Origin of the sequence: Bradyrhizobium sp. NBAIM01 (genome assembly GCF_020194115.1) — a bacterium.
Taxonomy (GTDB): Bacteria; Pseudomonadota; Alphaproteobacteria; order Rhizobiales; family Xanthobacteraceae; genus Bradyrhizobium; species Bradyrhizobium yuanmingense.
In genome coordinates, this window is record NZ_JADYVU010000016.1 from 24,074 (window position 1) to 39,394 (window position 15,321).

A 15,321-nucleotide genomic window follows, 5' to 3' on the forward strand; every position below is an offset into this window, starting at 1 on the left:
GACATCATGCCCCTGTTTTGCCCGACGAGTCAAAGCGGCAATGGCGGTGTCGATCGACCCTCAAACAATTCGCCTTTGCAAACAACGACATCGCTACTGTGCATGGGGTTGTTTTTCGCACTTTTAGTCCAGTAGCCGCCGTGCGGCCTCCACCAGGACTCCGTCCCGGCGGCGCAGAGCCTCGAGAATGGTGAAATGGTCGGCGCCTTCGACCGGGATGAGCTTGCCCGGCGCTCCCGCCGCCACGCGCTTGTCGAAGAGATTGATCGAATCGCAGACCAGCGCCGGCAGCTCGTTGCTGCCATAGGCGATGTCGAGGCGTTTCTGGATGACGGGTAGGCGCAGCGGCGACAGCGTGGCGATCTCCTCGTCCGTCAGCTTCAGCGCATCGTTCAGCCCCGTATCGCGGATCGGCGCGAGATCGTAGACGCCCGAGAGCGCGAGCCCCGCATGGACACGCGGATGATCCAGCGCCATTGCGACGAGATGGGCGCCGGCGGACCAGCCCGACAGCACGACCGGCCCGGCAATTCCATAGGACGCGCCGTGCGCCGCGAGCCAGTCGAGCGCGCGCGGGATCTCGGCGACGATGTCGGTGAGGGACACCTCGGGCGCCAGCGAATAGCCGGGAATCGCAACCGACCAGCCATGCGCGGCGACGCCTTCGACCAGCATCGCGAACAGCTCGCGCGAGTTGCGCTGCCAGTAGCCGCCGTGCAGGAACACCAGGCAGGGCGCATCAGGCTTTGCGGCCGGGTAGAGGTCGATCTTGTTATTCGCCCGCTCGCCATAGGGCAGGTCGAGATGGGACTTGAGCGAGCCCCGCAGCCGGCTTGAGGCTTCGTTGCGCTCGGCGATCAGGGCCGGGCTATTCTTGACCGCCGCGTTGTTGTCATAGGCCGCACTGCGCTCCGCCCGGGACAGCTCGGACCAGCGGTCGCGGGGGTCGAGCGGCCGAATTGTCGAATGAGGGTTCTCAACCATGGGAGTCTCCGTTTGCGTCAGGCACTACGCAAGATCGCTTCGATCTCTTGCGCTGCTGCGAGGAGCGAGCGGTCTTGTCCGCGCGCCGCGATGATTTGAAGGCCGAAGGGAAGCCCGCGCCGATCCGTTCCGCACGGAATCGAGATCGCCGGCAGGCGGGCATGATTGACGAAGGGCGTGAACACCGCGTGGGCCCGCGGGCTTGCGGGTTTTCCGCCGATCATATCAGGGCCGAGCTGCGTCAGCGGCCAGGCGACGCAGGGGACGGTCGGCGTCAGCAGCAGGTCGACGTCCGTGAAGAAGGCTGCGAAGGCATTGGCGATCGCGGTGCTGGCGAGCAGCGCCGCTGCAACGTCCGCACCCGACCAGGACAGACCTCGCTCGATCTGCTTGGCGATGTCAGGATCGAAGACAGTCGGATCCTTGCGAAAGCGTTCGCCGTGGAGTGCCGCGAGCCCCGCATGCTGCAGCGGCATGATCGCATCCTCCGTGGCGCCTGCCGGCCAGGCGGGATCGCGTTGTGTAATGTGCAAACCTGCTGCGGAAAGCCGTTCGACGGCGGCGGCGAGGCCATTCGCGACGACGTCGTCGATCGCGACGTCGAGACCAAGGCGCGGCGAGAACGCGATGCGCTGACTGCCGATGTTTTTGGCCTGCTGCACCACGACGGCAGACTCCGGATCGCGCGGGTCGGCGCCGGCCATGGCTTCAAACGCCAGCGCGATATCGGCCGCGTCCGATGCGATCGGCGCGATGACGGAGAGGCCGAAGAAGGGCTCGGCGAAACCTGGCCCATAGGGGATCGCGCCATAGGACGGCTTGAAGCCCGCGACCCCGACATGAGCCGGCGGCCTGCGGCTGGAGCCGCCCGCATCGGTGCCGATCGCGAGCGGCACCAGGCCGGCCGCAACCGCTGCGGCCGGGCCGCCCGATGAACCGCCTGGCGTCAGCGCGGGATCGAGCGGATGCCGCGTCGGCCCGTACAGCTGTGAGGTGGTGACGCCCTTGCAGGCGAACTCGGAGGTCGCGCCGATGCCGACGACGACGGCACCGGCCTTGCGCAGCCGCTCGACCGCGATGGCATCGCGCGGCGCGATGAAATGGTGGAACAAGCGCGAGCCCTGCGTCACGCGCCAGCCGCCGACCCAGACGTTGTCCTTGACGATCACGGGAACACCGGCGAGCGGCATGATCTCGCCCATACGCAGGCAATCATCGACCGCCGCAGCATCCGCCAGCGTGCGGGCGGGATCGATTGTGACGACCGCGTTCAAGGGCTTGGCGGCCTCGATGCGGCCGAGCGCGGCTTTCGCGGTCTCGACGGCATTGGTCCGCCCGGCGCTGACGTCGGCAACGGTCTCGCGCGCGCTATTTGTCCGCGTTGTCATGGCCTCCCCAGATCAACGCCAATGTACCGCCAAGGGCAAGGCACGCCAGGGCGAAGAAGGCCATGCCGAGGCTGGCCACGCGATCCAGGATCGACACCAGCGCGGGCGCGGCAAGGAGACCGGCATAGGACGCGGTCAGCACCGCGCCGGTGGTCTCGCCGATCCGGTCCTGCGGGGCGAGGCGGGCGATCTCGGCGACGAAGACGCCGTTCCAGCCCGACGCCGTCAGGCCGAACAATGCGGCAATGATGAATTGTCCGCTGCGGCCGAGCGAAGCGCCATTCAGGCCGAGCAGCGCGGCGCAGAAGGCCATACCGAGGCCGATGACGACGAGAACGGCGCGCGAGGCATCGAGCCGCATGGCGACATAGCCCCAACCGAGACGGCCGATCAGGCCGCCGGCTTGCGCGCAGGCGAGCGCCATGCCGGATTCGATATGGCTGAGGCCGAGCTCGCGTGTGCCGAGCGTGACGAAGACCGTGTTGAGCGACACCTGCATCGCGCTGAACGGCATCGAGGCCAGCGCCAGCATCGCGATCCGCCGGTCCGCGATCACCAGCGCCGCCCGCGCGCGGAGATCGAGCTTTGGCGGCGGGGCGACCTTGCCGGCATAGGCCGGCCGCAACCGTTCGAACAGCGCGATCGCCAGTAGCGCCAAGGCAGCAACGGCCGCATAGCACCACACCGGGCCGAACGCGATGGCGATCGCGGGCAGCGCCAGCGAGCCGCAGACGGCGCCGATCTGATTGCCGGTCTGGCGCACCGAGAACACGAAGGCGCGTCGCTCGGCGGTGACGAGCCGCGCCAGCAGCGCCGCGCTCGCCGGCGTCTCCGGCCCCATCGCAAACCCGATGCAGAGGCCTGCGGCCAGCAGGGCGGCGCTCGTTCCGAGCGAAGCCAGTGCCATGCCGACGACGATGGCCGCCGCGCACAGGCTCGCGATGCGCAGCGAGCCCAGCCGCGCGATGAAGTCGCCGCCCCAGAACGAGGCGGGGATGCCGACCGCGAACACGGCGCAGGAGAACAACGAGAGCTGCCAGACCTCGATATGGGCGCGCGGGGCGACCACGCCGGGCGCGAACAGGGCCAGCGCGACGAGAGCCTGCAGCCCGGTCATCGCCCCCAAAGCAGGCAACAATGCCGGTGCTGGCCGAGCGGCCGTGTTTCCGTCTACCATGGCGGCGTGCTCATGGGAGGAACATTGTGGCAGGCGGTATTTCCATTCACGCGGTCGATGTGGCGAGCGGGCGCCCGGCGCAGGGGCTGCGCGTCGAAATCTGGCGGATCGATCCGGAGTCCCAACGCATCGCCGATGGGCGGCTCGGCGCCAACGGCGTGCTCGATCATTCCGTTGCGCAAGGCGCCGGCGTGACCGCAGGCGCGTACGAGGTGCTGTTCCATCTCGGCGAGTTCTTTGGCGAGCGCGACGGCTTCCTCACCGTGACGCCGTTCCGCTTTCGCATCAAGAACGTTGACGAGCATTTTCATCTGCCGCTGAAATTCACGCGCTGGGGCTATTCGCTGTTCCGCGGCGCCTGATCAGTTGGTCAGCCGCCGCGACAGGCCGGTGACGCGCTCCATGACCGCGACCAGCGCGACGGTCGCGATGATCAGCACGCCCGAGAGGGCCGCGATGGTGACATCCAGCTTACCTTCGAGATCCTGCCACATCCGGATCGGCAGCATGTCGGTGGCGGCATCGCGCAGGAACAGCGACACCGGCACGTTGTCGAAGGACGACATGAAGGCGATGAACGCGCCGGCGATGATTCCCGGCCGGATCAGCGGCAGCACGATGCGGCGAAACGTGTAGAGCCGGCTCGCGCCGAGCACGGCCGAGCTTTCGAGCAGGGTCGGCTCGAGCTGGGCCAGCGCTGCGACCGTGTTGCGCACGACATAGGGCACGCAGACCACGGTGTGGCCGATCACCAGCGTCAGCGGCGACACGGGCAGGCCGACCAGCGAGAACAGCATCAGGGCGGCAAGGCCGAAGGCGAGCGCGGGCAGCACCAGGGGCGACATGAAGAGCGAATCGAGCAGCCGCGCCGACAGTGTCCGCGAGCGCGAGATCGCGAGCGCCGCGGCGACGCCGAGGGTAACGGACAGGCCGGTCGCCCACATCGCAACGATCAGGCTGTTCTTGGCGGCGAAGTGCAGCTGCCAGGCATTCCACAGCTCAACGTACCAGCGCAGCGAATAGCCCGGTGGCGGGAAGCGCAGCGAGAAGCCGCTGGTAAAGGAGACGATCAGCACCACGAGCGAGGGGGCAATGATGATGAGAAGCGCGATCACCGCGATCACGGTCATGACGAGCTCGAAGCTGATCGCCTCGAGCGTGCGCTTGCGGCCGCTCATCATGCGCCTCCATAGCCGCGCGACATGCGGCCGAGCGTGGTGAAGACCGAGACGACCGCGAGCACGGCGAGCAGGAAGATGATCGAGATCGCCGCCGCAAACGGCCAGTTCTGCAGCGTCGACGCCTGCTGGTAGAGATACATCGGCATGAACAGCATCTGCCCGCCGCCGATCAGCGACTGGGTGATGAAGGCGGTGATCGCGGCGGCATAGGTCAGCGTGCAGCCGGCGATGACCCCCGGCAACGACAGCGGCAGCATGATCCGGAAGAAGGTGCGCCAGCTTCCCGCGCCGAGCGAGCAGGAGGCATCGTCGAGATTGGGATCGATGCGGCTGAGCGCGGTGATCAGCGGCAGCGTCATCAAGGGCATCTGCACCTGTGCCAGCGCGATCACCACGCCGAACTGGGTGTAGAGCAGCTTTAGCGGGGTATCGATCAAGCCGAGCGATTGCAGCGTCGCGTTGATGATGCCCTGGCGCCCCAGGATGACGATCCAGGCGAAGGTGCGGACCACGACGCTGGTCAGAAGCGGCAGCAGCACGATCAGGATGATGACGGTCTGAAGCTTTGGCCCGACCCGCTGATACAGCCAGGCGATGGGAAAACCGAGCACGAGGCAGACGGCGGTCACCTCGGCGCCCAGCAGCAGCGTCGAGCCGAGCACGCCGAGGCTGAAGGGATCGGTGAGGAAGTGCAAGTACTGGCCGAGCCCCCAGTGGAGCCCCACCGTGTCGTTGTGCAGCGAGAGCCAGAGCAATTGCAGCAGCGGCGCGACGAAGAAGACCAGGAAGAACAGCGCCAGCGGCGCTGCCAATCCCATTCCGTAGGACGTCACGTCCCGTGCTGCCGGCGCTGCGCCCATGGCTTGAACCTCGAGGTTTTAGATCTTGATCTCGCGGTTGAAGCGTTCGATCCAGGCCGAGCGCTGCTCGTTGATCTTCTTCCAGTCCTGGAACACGAACTTCTTCTTCAGCTCGGCGGTGTCCTTGGCCAGCACACGTGCGATCTCGCCGCCCATCGTCACCTTGGAGTTGGTCGGCACGATCAGGTAGGGCGGGTTCATCAGCGTGGTCTGCACCTCCGGCGTCAGGGCCGCCTCGATCAGCTTGAAGGCGAGCTCGCGGTTCGGTGAGTTCTTGACGATGTGAATCGTGGTCTTGAAGGCGATGGCGCCTTCCTTCGGCGCCACGAACTCGACCGGCACGCCACGCGCTTTCAGGATCTGGATGGCGTTGAAATTGCCGGGCGAGATGTCGATCTGGCCCTGCTGGAATAGGGTCGCGAGCGCGCCGGGATTGGCGGCGACCGCGGCGAGATTGGGCTTGAGCTCCTCCAGTGCCTTGAAGCCCGGATCGACATTGGCCTCCGAGCCGCCGCGCATCTTGGCGATCTCGACCAGCCAGCCGGTGCCGAGTGTCGAGTTGAGGTTGGTGATGCCGACGCGGCCCTTGAATTCCGGCTTCCAGAGATCGGCCCATGACGTTGGCGGCGTCTTGACCGCTTCCGGATTGTAGGTGAGGCCGACGACCTGGAAGAACGGGGCGGGGCCCATCGGTTCCTGTGCCTCGGCGATCAGGTCCTTGTAGTACGCGCTCCTCTCGACCGGATAAGGCTCGACCAGATCCTGGCCGACGGCGACGAGGGCAGGACCGGGATCGTGCAGCATGACGTCGATCGGCGGATTTGCTTTCGCTGCGTTGACCTTGGCGATCTGGTCGACAGAGAGCATGGGATCGAGCACCATCGCGGCGTCCGCATTGGCTTTGCGGAACGCCGGCACCAGCACGGCCTTGTGCGCTTCCTCCCAGCTGCCGGTGAAGGTCGCAAACACCAGCGGACGCGCCTGGGCGTAGCTCAGGCCTGGAAACGCCTTCATGGCCCCGAGCGTGAGCGCCGTGGTCAGCAGGCTTCTGCGATTCATGATCATATCAAACTCCCCTCTGGACAAGGACTGGATCTAAAGCGTTGCGGGAAAGGCGTTGGCGAGCGATGGGGCGAGCGGCGCGAGGCGCACCGCAGCGCCGTTCTCCAGGGCGCGCGTCTCGCCGATGCGCGCCTGAGAAACTTTGACGCCGGAGCCGTCGGCGGTGGTGACCTCGTGCACGACGGTGGCGCCCAGCGGCAGCGACATGCCAACGACGCCGGCAAAGCCGGTCTCGTCGCCGACGAACTGCAGGTGCTCGGGGCGGATGCAGACGGTGACGCGGCCCCCCTCGCTGAGCGCACCGCCTGCGGGACGCGCGATGATCTCCGCGCCGGCATCGAGGCGCACTTTCGCTGCCGTGCGGTCCGCTGAGACCACAATGCCGGGCATGCGGTTGGTGGAGCCAACGAAGGTGTTGACGAACAGCGTCTGCGGACGGTCGTAGACGTCCGATGGCGAGCCGAACTGCTCGAGCTTGCCATGGCTCAGCACGGCGACACGATCGGCCATCGACAGCGCTTCTTCCTGGTCGTGTGTCACGATCAGCGTAGTGATGCCGGAGACGCGCTGCAGCCGCTTGACCTCGATCTGCATGTCCAGCCGCAAATTCTTGTCGAGCGCGGCGAAGGGCTCGTCGAGCAGCAGGATCGACGGCTTGATCGCGAGCGCGCGGGCGAGCGCAACGCGCTGCTGCTGGCCCCCGGAGAGCTGCCGCGGCAGCCGGTCGGCCATAGCAGGCAGCTGCACCAGCTCCAGCAGGCGCTGCGCCTCGCGCTGACGTGAGGCCTTGTCGATGCCGCGGGCGGCGAGGCCGTAGGCGACGTTCTCGCTGATCGACAGGTGCGGGAACAACGCGTAGTTCTGGAACACGATGCCGACGGCGCGTTTGTTCGGCGGCAGCGCATCGACGATGTCGTCGCCGATGATGATCCTCCCTTGCGTCTGCGCGATGAAGCCGGCGATGATGCGCAGCAGCGTTGTCTTGCCGCAGCCGGACGGACCCAGCAGCGCAATGATCTCGCCGCCCTTGATGTCGAGATTGATGTTCTCGACCGCAAGCGCGCCACTCGGATACCGGTGGGTGACCGCATCGACGACAAGCGATCGGCTGCTTGGCGCATCAACCATGGTGTTGCCTCCCGTTGCCCCAGAGGAGAAAGCAAGTCTCGTGCCCGCGACTGTCGCTTTTCGCGGAGCGTTTTGGCATGGTGACCCCATGACATCGGATCGATCGATATGCGACCTCACGGCGACAGAGCTCGCGCGCGCCATTGCAAGGCGCGAAGTGTCCTCCCGCCAGGCCGTCGAAGCGCATCTGGCGCGGATGGCGAGCCTCGACAGCCGATTGGCGGCATTCGTGACGGTGGATGCGGATGGTGCCCGCCGTGCAGCGCAGATGTGCGATGCCGCCTCTGCGCCGATGGGCCCGCTGCACGGCGTGCCCATTGCGGTCAAGGACCTCACTGACACTGCGGGACTTGCGACGACTTACGGATCCCTGCTGTTCGGCGATCACGTCCCGGCCGAGGATGATCTCGTCGTGGCGCGGCTGCGGCGTGCCGGCGCGGTCATTCTGGGCAAAACCAACACGCCGGAGTTCGGCTTCGGCGCGATCTGCACCAACAGATTGTGCGGGCCGACACGCAACCCCTTCGATCCGGCGCTGACCTCGGCGGATCGTCCGGCGGCTCTGCCGTCGCGGTCGCATCCGGCATGGTGCCGCTGGCGCACGGCACCGATTTCGGCGGCTCGGTGCGCACGCCCGCCAGCTTCTGTGGTGTCGCCTCGATCCGGCCGACACCCGGCCGCATTGCATTGCCGCGCCGGCCGCTCGGCTGGGACATGCTGGCGACCCACGGCTTCCTCGCCCGCGGTGTTGATGATCTCGAACTCGCGTTGTCGGTCTGCGCCGGAAGCGATCCGCATGATCCGCTCTCGCTCGGCAGTACCGATGATGATCGACCAGTCCCCGACCGTGCCCGGATTGCGGTCACGCCCGATTTCGGCGTGGCGCCCGTTGCGCGCGAGGCTCGTGCCCGCTTCGCGGCGGCGTGCGAGGCGCTCGCGCGTGTCGCCGATGTCGTGCCGTCCTCGCCGGATTGCGGCGGGGCGATCGAAACCTTCCGCACCTTGCGCGCCGCGCATATCGCCAACGCTTACGGCGAGTTGCTGAGAACGCGGCGTGCGGAGCTCACGCCGACGGTGATCTGGAATATCGAAGCCGGGGCAAAACTGTCCGCGCAGAACTACCTCGACGCCGAGCGGCGCCGCACCGCGATCTACCGCAGCTTTCGCCAGCTGTTCACTCGCGCCGATTTCCTGGTCGCGCCGGCTGCGTCGGTCTTGCCCTGGCCGAATGAAATCGCCGACGTCACGGCCATCGATGGGGCCGCGCTGGAGACGCCGATCGACTATCTCGCCGTGACCTTCATCGTGTCGCTGGTCGGCTTCCCGGTGCTGACCGTGCCGGTGCCGCGCGGGGAGAATGTGCTGCCCTTCGGCATGCAGATCGTCGCACCGCCGGGGTGCGAATCCCGCTTGTTTGCCTTCGGCCGCGTGCTCGAGAACGAATTGGGTTTTTCGCATCGCCGGCCGCCTCTCTGATCAGCTGTCGCGATGCTCGAGCCGGGCGGCGAGCGCATCGGCAAGGCCGATGGTCGGCTTGGCGGCGGGGCGGCGGAAGGTGCCCGCAACGGCCTTGCGCAAACGCAGCGCATGCAGCGCCTCGGCTTGCTTCACTGAAGCTATGACCTGATCGACCACGGGGACAGGGATCCGGTCGGCGACGCGCTCGGCAAGACCCGAGAGCGGGGCGCCGGCAAAGATCAGCACATCGGCCTCGTCCTCGACGATGGCGCGCCGGGCGAGCTCGACCAGCATGTCCTCCTTCTCGGTGCCGACCTCGGAGATCGCCTGAAACGGCGTATCCAGCATGCGGATGCCGGCGCAGCGCTCCCACAGCCCGTGGGCGCGGACGCATTCCTCGTACCAGGGCCCCAGCGCCTGCGCGAAGGTAACGATGGCAAAGCGGCGTCCGGCCATGCACGCGGTCAGCATCGCGGCTTCCGCCATGCCGATCACGGGAATGTCGAAGGTCTCGCGCGCCGCGAACAGGCCGGGATCGCCGAAGGCCGCGATGATCGCGGCGTCGACCTTTTTGTGCTGCTCGGCAAGCATCTCCAGCGCGATGGCGCCGCCGATCTGCGCTTCGGTGCGCGTGGCGATATAGGGCACGCCGCGGGCCGCGGTGCAGGGGATCAGCTCGGTACCTGCCGAGGCGGCGCGCTGCCCGACCCCCAGCATCAGCTGCGTGACCTCGGTGCTGGTATTTGGGTTGAGCAGGAGCAGCTTCATGATCATGCCGCCGGCCGCTTGGCCTGAGAGGCGGCGAGAACTTCCAGCAGCGCCGTGCCGGTGCGCGCAACGTGCGCGCCGAGCAGGCGGCCGGCCGCTTCGCCGTCGCGCGCTTCGAGGGCGGCCAGGATGTCGGCGTGCTCGTCGACCGAATTGCTCCAGCGCCTGTCGGCACCGAGCGCGAGATAGCGCGCACGCTCGGCGCGGAAGATCAGCGTCTCGTGCGCCTCGCGGAGCGGGGTGTTGCGGGCCATGCGGACGATGGCGTTGTGGATTTCGCCGTTGATCGCGAAATAATCGTCGAGCTTGCCGCTGCGGTGATGACCCTCCATCCGGGTCTGCAGCGTGCGTAGGCGGACGAGATCGCGCTCGGTGGCGCGTTCCGCGGCGAGCTCGGCGGCGAGCCGCTCGATCCCGGCGAGCGCCTCGAACAATTCCGAGATGCCGTCGACCGCGATATCGGCAATGCGCGGGCTGCGGTTGGGACGGAGCTCGATCAAGCCCTCCGCCGCCAGCACCTTCATCGCCTCGCGCAAGGGCGTGCGCGACACGCCGAGCTCCTTCGACAGCTTGGTCTCCTGAGTCTGCGAGCCCGGCGGCAGCTCGCCGCGAATGATCATCGTCCGCATCCGCGCGGCGGCGCGCTCATGCAGGCCCATCCGCTTGAGCTTGGGCGACTTTCGTCCCGGGTTCAGTTCGGATTTCTGCTGCACGCGAGGCTTCCTGCTTGCAACTCATCCTAGCCATACCGAGCCGAACGCGATGCTCAAATAGGCGACGTATGTGGCGTAAAACAAATGCATATCGAACAAATTGTATGCAGTATGCAAATTGCGGGTTGCGCACGGCGCCGGGGATGCCGATGATCGTTTCGAGGGAGCGTTGATGCTCCCTGCGGCAACGGAGCGACTGTGATCGATGTCAGCCATGCGCAAGCGCCTCGGCATGATCACGCCGTCCTCCAACTCGGTGCTGGAGCCCGTCACCAGCGCCATGCTGGCCGGTGTCTCCGGCGTCACCGCACATTTCTCGCGCTTCCGCGTCACCGAGATCGCGCTCGACGCCGCGGCGCTGAGCCAGTTCGATGCCTCGGTGATGTTGCCGGCGGCCGATCTGCTGGCGGATGCCAAGGTCGACGCGATCGCCTGGAACGGAACGTCCGCAAGCTGGCTCGGCGTCGGCCGCGACCGCAGCCTGTGCGAGGCGATCACGGCCCGCACAAATGTGCCGGCAACGACATCGACCCTGGCCTGCATCGATGCCGCCCGCGCGCTCGGCGCCAGGCGCGTCGGCCTGGTCTCGCCCTATACCGACGACGTGCAGCGGCGCATTGCCGACGTCTGGGCTGAGGAGGGGATCACCCCGCATGCCGAGCGGCATCTCGGCTTGCGCGACAACTTTTCCTTTGGCGAAGTCGCGCCGTCGTCGATCACGGATATGATCCGCACCGTAGCGGCGGAGGGGGCTGACGCGATCGTCATCCTCTGCACCAATCTCGATGGTGCGGCGCTTGCGGCCACGCTGGAGCGGGAGCTGGACATCGCCGTGCTCGATTCGGTCGCGGTGACGCTGTGGCGGACCCTCTGCCTCGCCGGCGGCGATGTGACGGCCCTTGCGCAATGGGGACGGATCTTCCAGACAATGCCAAATATCAGGTGACGGAGACATCAGTGACGCAGCTCGACCTCGCCATCCGCGGCGGCACCATCGTGACGGCCAGCGACGAGTTTCGCGCTGATATCGGAATTCGCGACGGCCGCATCGTCAGCATCGCCGATAGCATCGCGGGCGCAGCGCGCGAGATCGATGCGTCGGGCCTATTGGCGCTGCCGGGCGGCATCGACAGCCACGTCCATATTTCCCAGCGCTCGGGCCCCGACGTGGTGATGGCCGACGATTTTGCCTCGGCGACGCGCGCAGCCGCAGCCGGCGGCAACACCATGGTGCTGCCCTTTGCGCTGCAGGAGAAAGGCACCTCGCTGCGCAGCTGTGTCGAGAACTATCGCAAGCTCGCCGAAGGTGAGTGCTACATCGATACGGCCTTCCATCTCATCATCTCCGATCCGACTGCCGTGGTGCTCGGGCAGGAGCTGCCGGCGCTGGTCAAGGACGGCTACACCTCGTTCAAGGTGTTCATGACCTATGACGACCTCGTGCTCAGCGACAAGCAACTGCTCGAAGTGTTCGAGGTCGCGCGCCGCGAGGAGGCGCTGGTCATGGTCCATTGCGAGGGCTACGACGCCATCCGTTTTCTGACCAGCAAGCTGGAGCGCGAAGGTCATATCGCGCCGTACTATCACGGCACCTCGCGGCCGCAGGCGGTCGAGCGCGAGGCGACGCACCGGGCCATCAGCCATGCCGAGGTGATCGGCGTTCCCATCATGATCGTGCACGTCTCCGGACGCGAGGCGATGGAGCAGGTACGCTGGGCGCAGCAGCGCGGTCTGCCCGTTCATGCCGAGACCTGCCCGCAATACATCACGCTGACGGCCGACGACATGAAGGGCCTCAACATGGACATTACGGGCGCGAAATACGTCTGCTCGCCGCCGCCGCGCGATGTCGAGAGCCAGGAGGCGATCTGGGAGGGCATTACGTCGGGCGTGTTCCAGACCTTCTCGTCCGATCACTGCCCGTTCCGCTACGATGATCCCAAGGGCAAGCTGACGCCGAACGCCCGTACCTCGTTCCGCTGGGTGCCGAACGGCATCCCCGGCGTCGAGACGCGGCTGCCGATCCTGTTCTCCGAAGGCGTCTCGAAGGGCCGCATCACCCTGCAGAAGTTCGTCGAGCTGACCGCGACCAACCACGCCCGCATCTACGGTCTCTATCCCCGGAAGGGCTCGATCGGCGTCGGCTTCGATGCCGACATCGTTCTCTGGGATCCCAAGTTGAAGAAGCCGATCCGGCAGGCCGATCTGCATCACGGCGCGGATTACACGCCCTGGGAAGGTTTCGAGGTTACGGGATGGCCGGTGACGACGATCGCGAGGGGAGAGGTGGTCTGCAGCGAGGGCCGGATCGTCGGCGCCAAAGGCGCAGGCCAGGTGCTGAGCCGGGGCAAGTCGAGCCTGATCTGATCCGGCTCGACACGCCGCCATCGCGCTTCAGAAGGTCGCGGCCATTGCAGCGAGACGTTGATGGGCCCGTTCGCGGGCGGCATCGATCGGCGCTTGTGGTCCCGTGGTTGGACCGATCAGGACGAAGCGGACATTGCTGATCCCGATGAAGCGCAGGATCTCCCGTAAGTAGGGCGTTGCCATATCGATACGGCCGCGGTTCATGCCGGTGGCAAAATCGCTGCCGCTGGCGATGATCACCAGCGTCGGCCGGTCCTTGAGCAGCGGCAGATATCCCTGCGACGGATCGAACCGGAAGGTGAGACCGGGCTGGACGATGATGTCGAACCACTGCTTGAGCTTGTAGGGAAGGCCGAAGTTCCACATCGGGGTCGAGATCAGCACCCGGTCGGCGAGCGAGAAGCGCAGCGCCATTCGCTCGGCCTCGGCAAAGCTGTCGCGCTGCGCATCGGTGAAGGCCTGAGCCTTCATGCGGGCGTATTTGGCTTCGACGATCGGACCGGTGAATTCCGGCATCCGCTCACGCCAGATGTCCACGACATCAATGTCCCAATCCGGCCGGGCCTGGCGGAAGCCATCGAGAAAGACCCGCGCGCCGGCCGTCGATTCGGCCTCGGCGCGCGGCGAGCAGGACAAGTGCAGGAGCTTTGCCACAGCTCATCCCAGCGCTCGGATCACGGCGTCGGCTCTGGTCACGACCGCGACGTTCTGCATGGCAAAGTTGATCGAGGCGTTGTGCCAGTCGGCATTCATGGTCGAGCAGCAATCCTCGGGCACGATCATGAAATAGCCCTTGTCGGCGCCGGTCCGCGCCGTGTGCTCGATCGACATGTTGGTCCAGGCGCCGGTATTGATGATCATGTCGCGACCGGTCGCTTTCAGGATCGTCTCCAGCCGCGTGCCTTCCCAGGCGCTCATCCGCATCTTCTCGACGACGAAATCGCCGGGCCGTGGCTCGAGACCTGAAACGGGAGCCGCGCCCCAGCTTCCGCGCACCATCGCCTTGCTGTCGACGAGACCTTCGAACAGCGGAGCGTTCAGTGTGACGCCGGGCGCGCCGGGCTCGACCACGAACCAGACATGGATGATGGTGACGCCGCGGGCGCGTGCGGCTTCCGCCAGGCGCCGCACATTCTCCACGACATGCTGCTGCTTGGCATGACCCGGCGCGCCGGACTCGGAGAAAGCCCCGCCGTCCATGATGACGTCGTTCTGGAGATCCTGGATGATCATGGCGCAGCGTTGCGGATCGAGCCGCATCTCGCGCTCGGTCAGAATAGGCGCGGCTGGCCATGAGCTCGGGCTTGTTCCGCCGCCAGCGCGCCTGCCGCTCATATAGGGCTCATGCCGCGGGCCGACCCGGGTCGGGATCGCATACACCGAATGCGTCGAGGTGAGATAGAGCGTGCGGAAATCCGGCCCGCCCCAGGCGAGGTTGGCGACCAGCTCGGGCACGCGGACCTTGCCGAGCAGTTCGCCGCGCGGCGAATAGACCCAGACGCCGCCGGGGGCGGTGACCCAGACATTGCCGTGCTGATCGCATTTCATGCCGTCGGGCAAGCCAGGCTCGAGCTCGGACTTGATGCCGCTGGCGAACACGCGCGCATTGGACAGCGAGCCGTCGCTGTTGACGTCGAACACGCGGATCAGCGCTTGCACCGTGTCGTTGACATAGAGCAGCCTCTCGTCCGGCGAGAAGCACAACCCGTTCGGCTGGTCGAACAGATTGCGCTCGACCACGAGCTTCGGCTCGCCGCCCGGCACGACGCGGTAGACGCCCTGGAAGCCGAGCTGGCGCGGCCGTTCGACGCCATAGACCGGCATGCGGCCATACCATGGATCGGAGAAATAGATCGCGCCGGATGAGTGCACGCAGACGTCGTTCGGGCTGTTGAGCTCCTGGCCGCCGAAATGCGAGGCCAGCACCTCGCGCCGTCCGTCCGGGCGTTCGCGGATCAGCGACGAGGTCGCGTGCTCGCAGACGATCAAATTGAGCTCGGCGTCATAGGTCATGCCGTTGCATTTGTTCGACGGGCGTTTGACCTCGACGACGCCGCGCCGCGCATCCCAGCGCCGCCGCACGTCGGCCGGCATGTCCGAGAACAGCAGATACTGATCGACCGGATGCCAGATCGGCCCTTCCGTGAAGTCGAAGCCGGTGCCGATCTGTGCGACCGGCGCATAGGGGTCGATCAGGGTTTCGAACTCGCTTCGCAACGTCACATGCGTCATCGG

15 protein-coding genes are annotated in these 15,321 nt (G+C 66.5%); 4 read left to right on the forward strand and 11 right to left on the reverse strand.

Annotated elements, in window-relative coordinates; all coding sequences use genetic code 11:
- Window positions 1-123 precede the first annotated feature (123 nt).
- From I6F31_RS31505 to I6F31_RS31515, 3 genes are read right to left on the reverse strand one after another with little or no spacing between them, the layout of a single operon-like run.
- On the reverse strand, window positions 124-984 hold the full coding sequence (locus I6F31_RS31505) for an alpha/beta hydrolase (RefSeq protein ID WP_225186639.1): 861 nt from the start codon (window positions 982-984) through the stop codon (window positions 124-126).
- A gap of 17 nt (window positions 985-1,001) precedes the next feature.
- The gene (locus tag I6F31_RS31510) at window positions 1,002-2,372 is read right to left on the reverse strand and encodes an amidase (RefSeq protein ID WP_225186640.1); all 1,371 of its coding nucleotides are present in this window, start codon (window positions 2,370-2,372) and stop codon (window positions 1,002-1,004) included.
- A complete protein-coding gene (locus I6F31_RS31515) occupies window positions 2,353-3,549 on the reverse strand; it encodes an MFS transporter (RefSeq protein WP_225186641.1) in 1,197 nt (398 codons plus the stop codon). Before I6F31_RS31515 ends, I6F31_RS31510 begins: the two co-directional genes overlap by 20 nt.
- Before the next feature lie 26 nt (window positions 3,550-3,575).
- Here I6F31_RS31515 and I6F31_RS31520 point away from each other — a divergent pair, with 26 nt between their 5' ends.
- On the forward strand, window positions 3,576-3,911 hold the full coding sequence (locus I6F31_RS31520; RefSeq protein WP_225186642.1) for a hydroxyisourate hydrolase: 336 nt from the start codon (window positions 3,576-3,578) through the stop codon (window positions 3,909-3,911).
- Here I6F31_RS31520 and I6F31_RS31525 read toward each other — a convergent pair whose 3' ends face one another.
- From I6F31_RS31525 to I6F31_RS31540, 4 genes are read right to left on the reverse strand one after another with little or no spacing between them, the layout of a single operon-like run.
- Window positions 3,912-4,727: an ABC transporter permease gene (locus I6F31_RS31525; RefSeq protein ID WP_225186673.1), complete on the reverse strand. Its 816-nt coding sequence runs from the start codon at window positions 4,725-4,727 to the stop codon at window positions 3,912-3,914.
- Window positions 4,727-5,590: an ABC transporter permease gene (locus I6F31_RS31530; protein WP_225186643.1), complete on the reverse strand. Its 864-nt coding sequence runs from the start codon at window positions 5,588-5,590 to the stop codon at window positions 4,727-4,729. The genes I6F31_RS31525 and I6F31_RS31530 overlap by 1 nt, the downstream gene beginning before the upstream one ends.
- 18 nt (window positions 5,591-5,608) lie before the next feature.
- Window positions 5,609-6,655, reverse strand: a complete 1,047-nt coding sequence (locus I6F31_RS31535; protein WP_225186644.1) for an ABC transporter substrate-binding protein — start codon at window positions 6,653-6,655, stop codon at window positions 5,609-5,611.
- 30 nt (window positions 6,656-6,685) lie between these two features.
- Window positions 6,686-7,780, reverse strand: a complete 1,095-nt coding sequence (locus I6F31_RS31540) for an ABC transporter ATP-binding protein (protein ID WP_225186645.1) — start codon at window positions 7,778-7,780, stop codon at window positions 6,686-6,688.
- A 501-nt stretch (window positions 7,781-8,281) separates the two neighbouring features.
- Here I6F31_RS31540 and I6F31_RS31545 point away from each other — a divergent pair.
- Window positions 8,282-9,256: an amidase gene (locus tag I6F31_RS31545; protein WP_249788282.1), complete on the forward strand. Its 975-nt coding sequence runs from the start codon at window positions 8,282-8,284 to the stop codon at window positions 9,254-9,256.
- On the opposite strand, the gene I6F31_RS31550 is transcribed toward I6F31_RS31545, so the two are convergent.
- Window positions 9,257-10,006 carry an aspartate/glutamate racemase family protein gene (locus I6F31_RS31550; RefSeq protein WP_192893247.1) on the reverse strand — a complete coding sequence of 250 codons (750 nt, stop codon included), beginning with the start codon at window positions 10,004-10,006 and terminating at the stop codon, window positions 9,257-9,259.
- A gap of 2 nt (window positions 10,007-10,008) precedes the next feature.
- A complete protein-coding gene (locus tag I6F31_RS31555) occupies window positions 10,009-10,719 on the reverse strand; it encodes a GntR family transcriptional regulator (RefSeq protein WP_225149409.1) in 711 nt (236 codons plus the stop codon).
- 205 nt (window positions 10,720-10,924) lie between these two features.
- Here I6F31_RS31555 and I6F31_RS31560 point away from each other — a divergent pair, with 205 nt between their 5' ends.
- Together I6F31_RS31560 and hydA are read left to right on the forward strand one after the other, a co-directional pair.
- Window positions 10,925-11,665 (forward strand): aspartate/glutamate racemase family protein, encoded by a 741-nt coding sequence (locus tag I6F31_RS31560; RefSeq protein ID WP_057029897.1) that lies wholly within the window; start codon window positions 10,925-10,927, stop codon window positions 11,663-11,665.
- The gene (hydA, locus tag I6F31_RS31565; RefSeq protein ID WP_225186646.1) at window positions 11,626-13,086 is read left to right on the forward strand and encodes a dihydropyrimidinase; all 1,461 of its coding nucleotides are present in this window, start codon (window positions 11,626-11,628) and stop codon (window positions 13,084-13,086) included. Before I6F31_RS31560 ends, hydA begins: the two co-directional genes overlap by 40 nt.
- Window positions 13,087-13,113: 27 nt before the next feature.
- Here hydA and I6F31_RS31570 read toward each other — a convergent pair whose 3' ends face one another.
- Both I6F31_RS31570 and I6F31_RS31575 read right to left on the reverse strand, forming a co-directional pair.
- Window positions 13,114-13,740, reverse strand: a complete 627-nt coding sequence (locus I6F31_RS31570; RefSeq protein ID WP_036013316.1) for an NAD(P)H-dependent oxidoreductase — start codon at window positions 13,738-13,740, stop codon at window positions 13,114-13,116.
- A 3-nt stretch (window positions 13,741-13,743) separates the two neighbouring features.
- Window positions 13,744-15,318, reverse strand: a complete 1,575-nt coding sequence (locus I6F31_RS31575) for an isochorismatase family protein (RefSeq protein WP_225186647.1) — start codon at window positions 15,316-15,318, stop codon at window positions 13,744-13,746.
- Window positions 15,319-15,321: the final 3 nt, after the last annotated feature.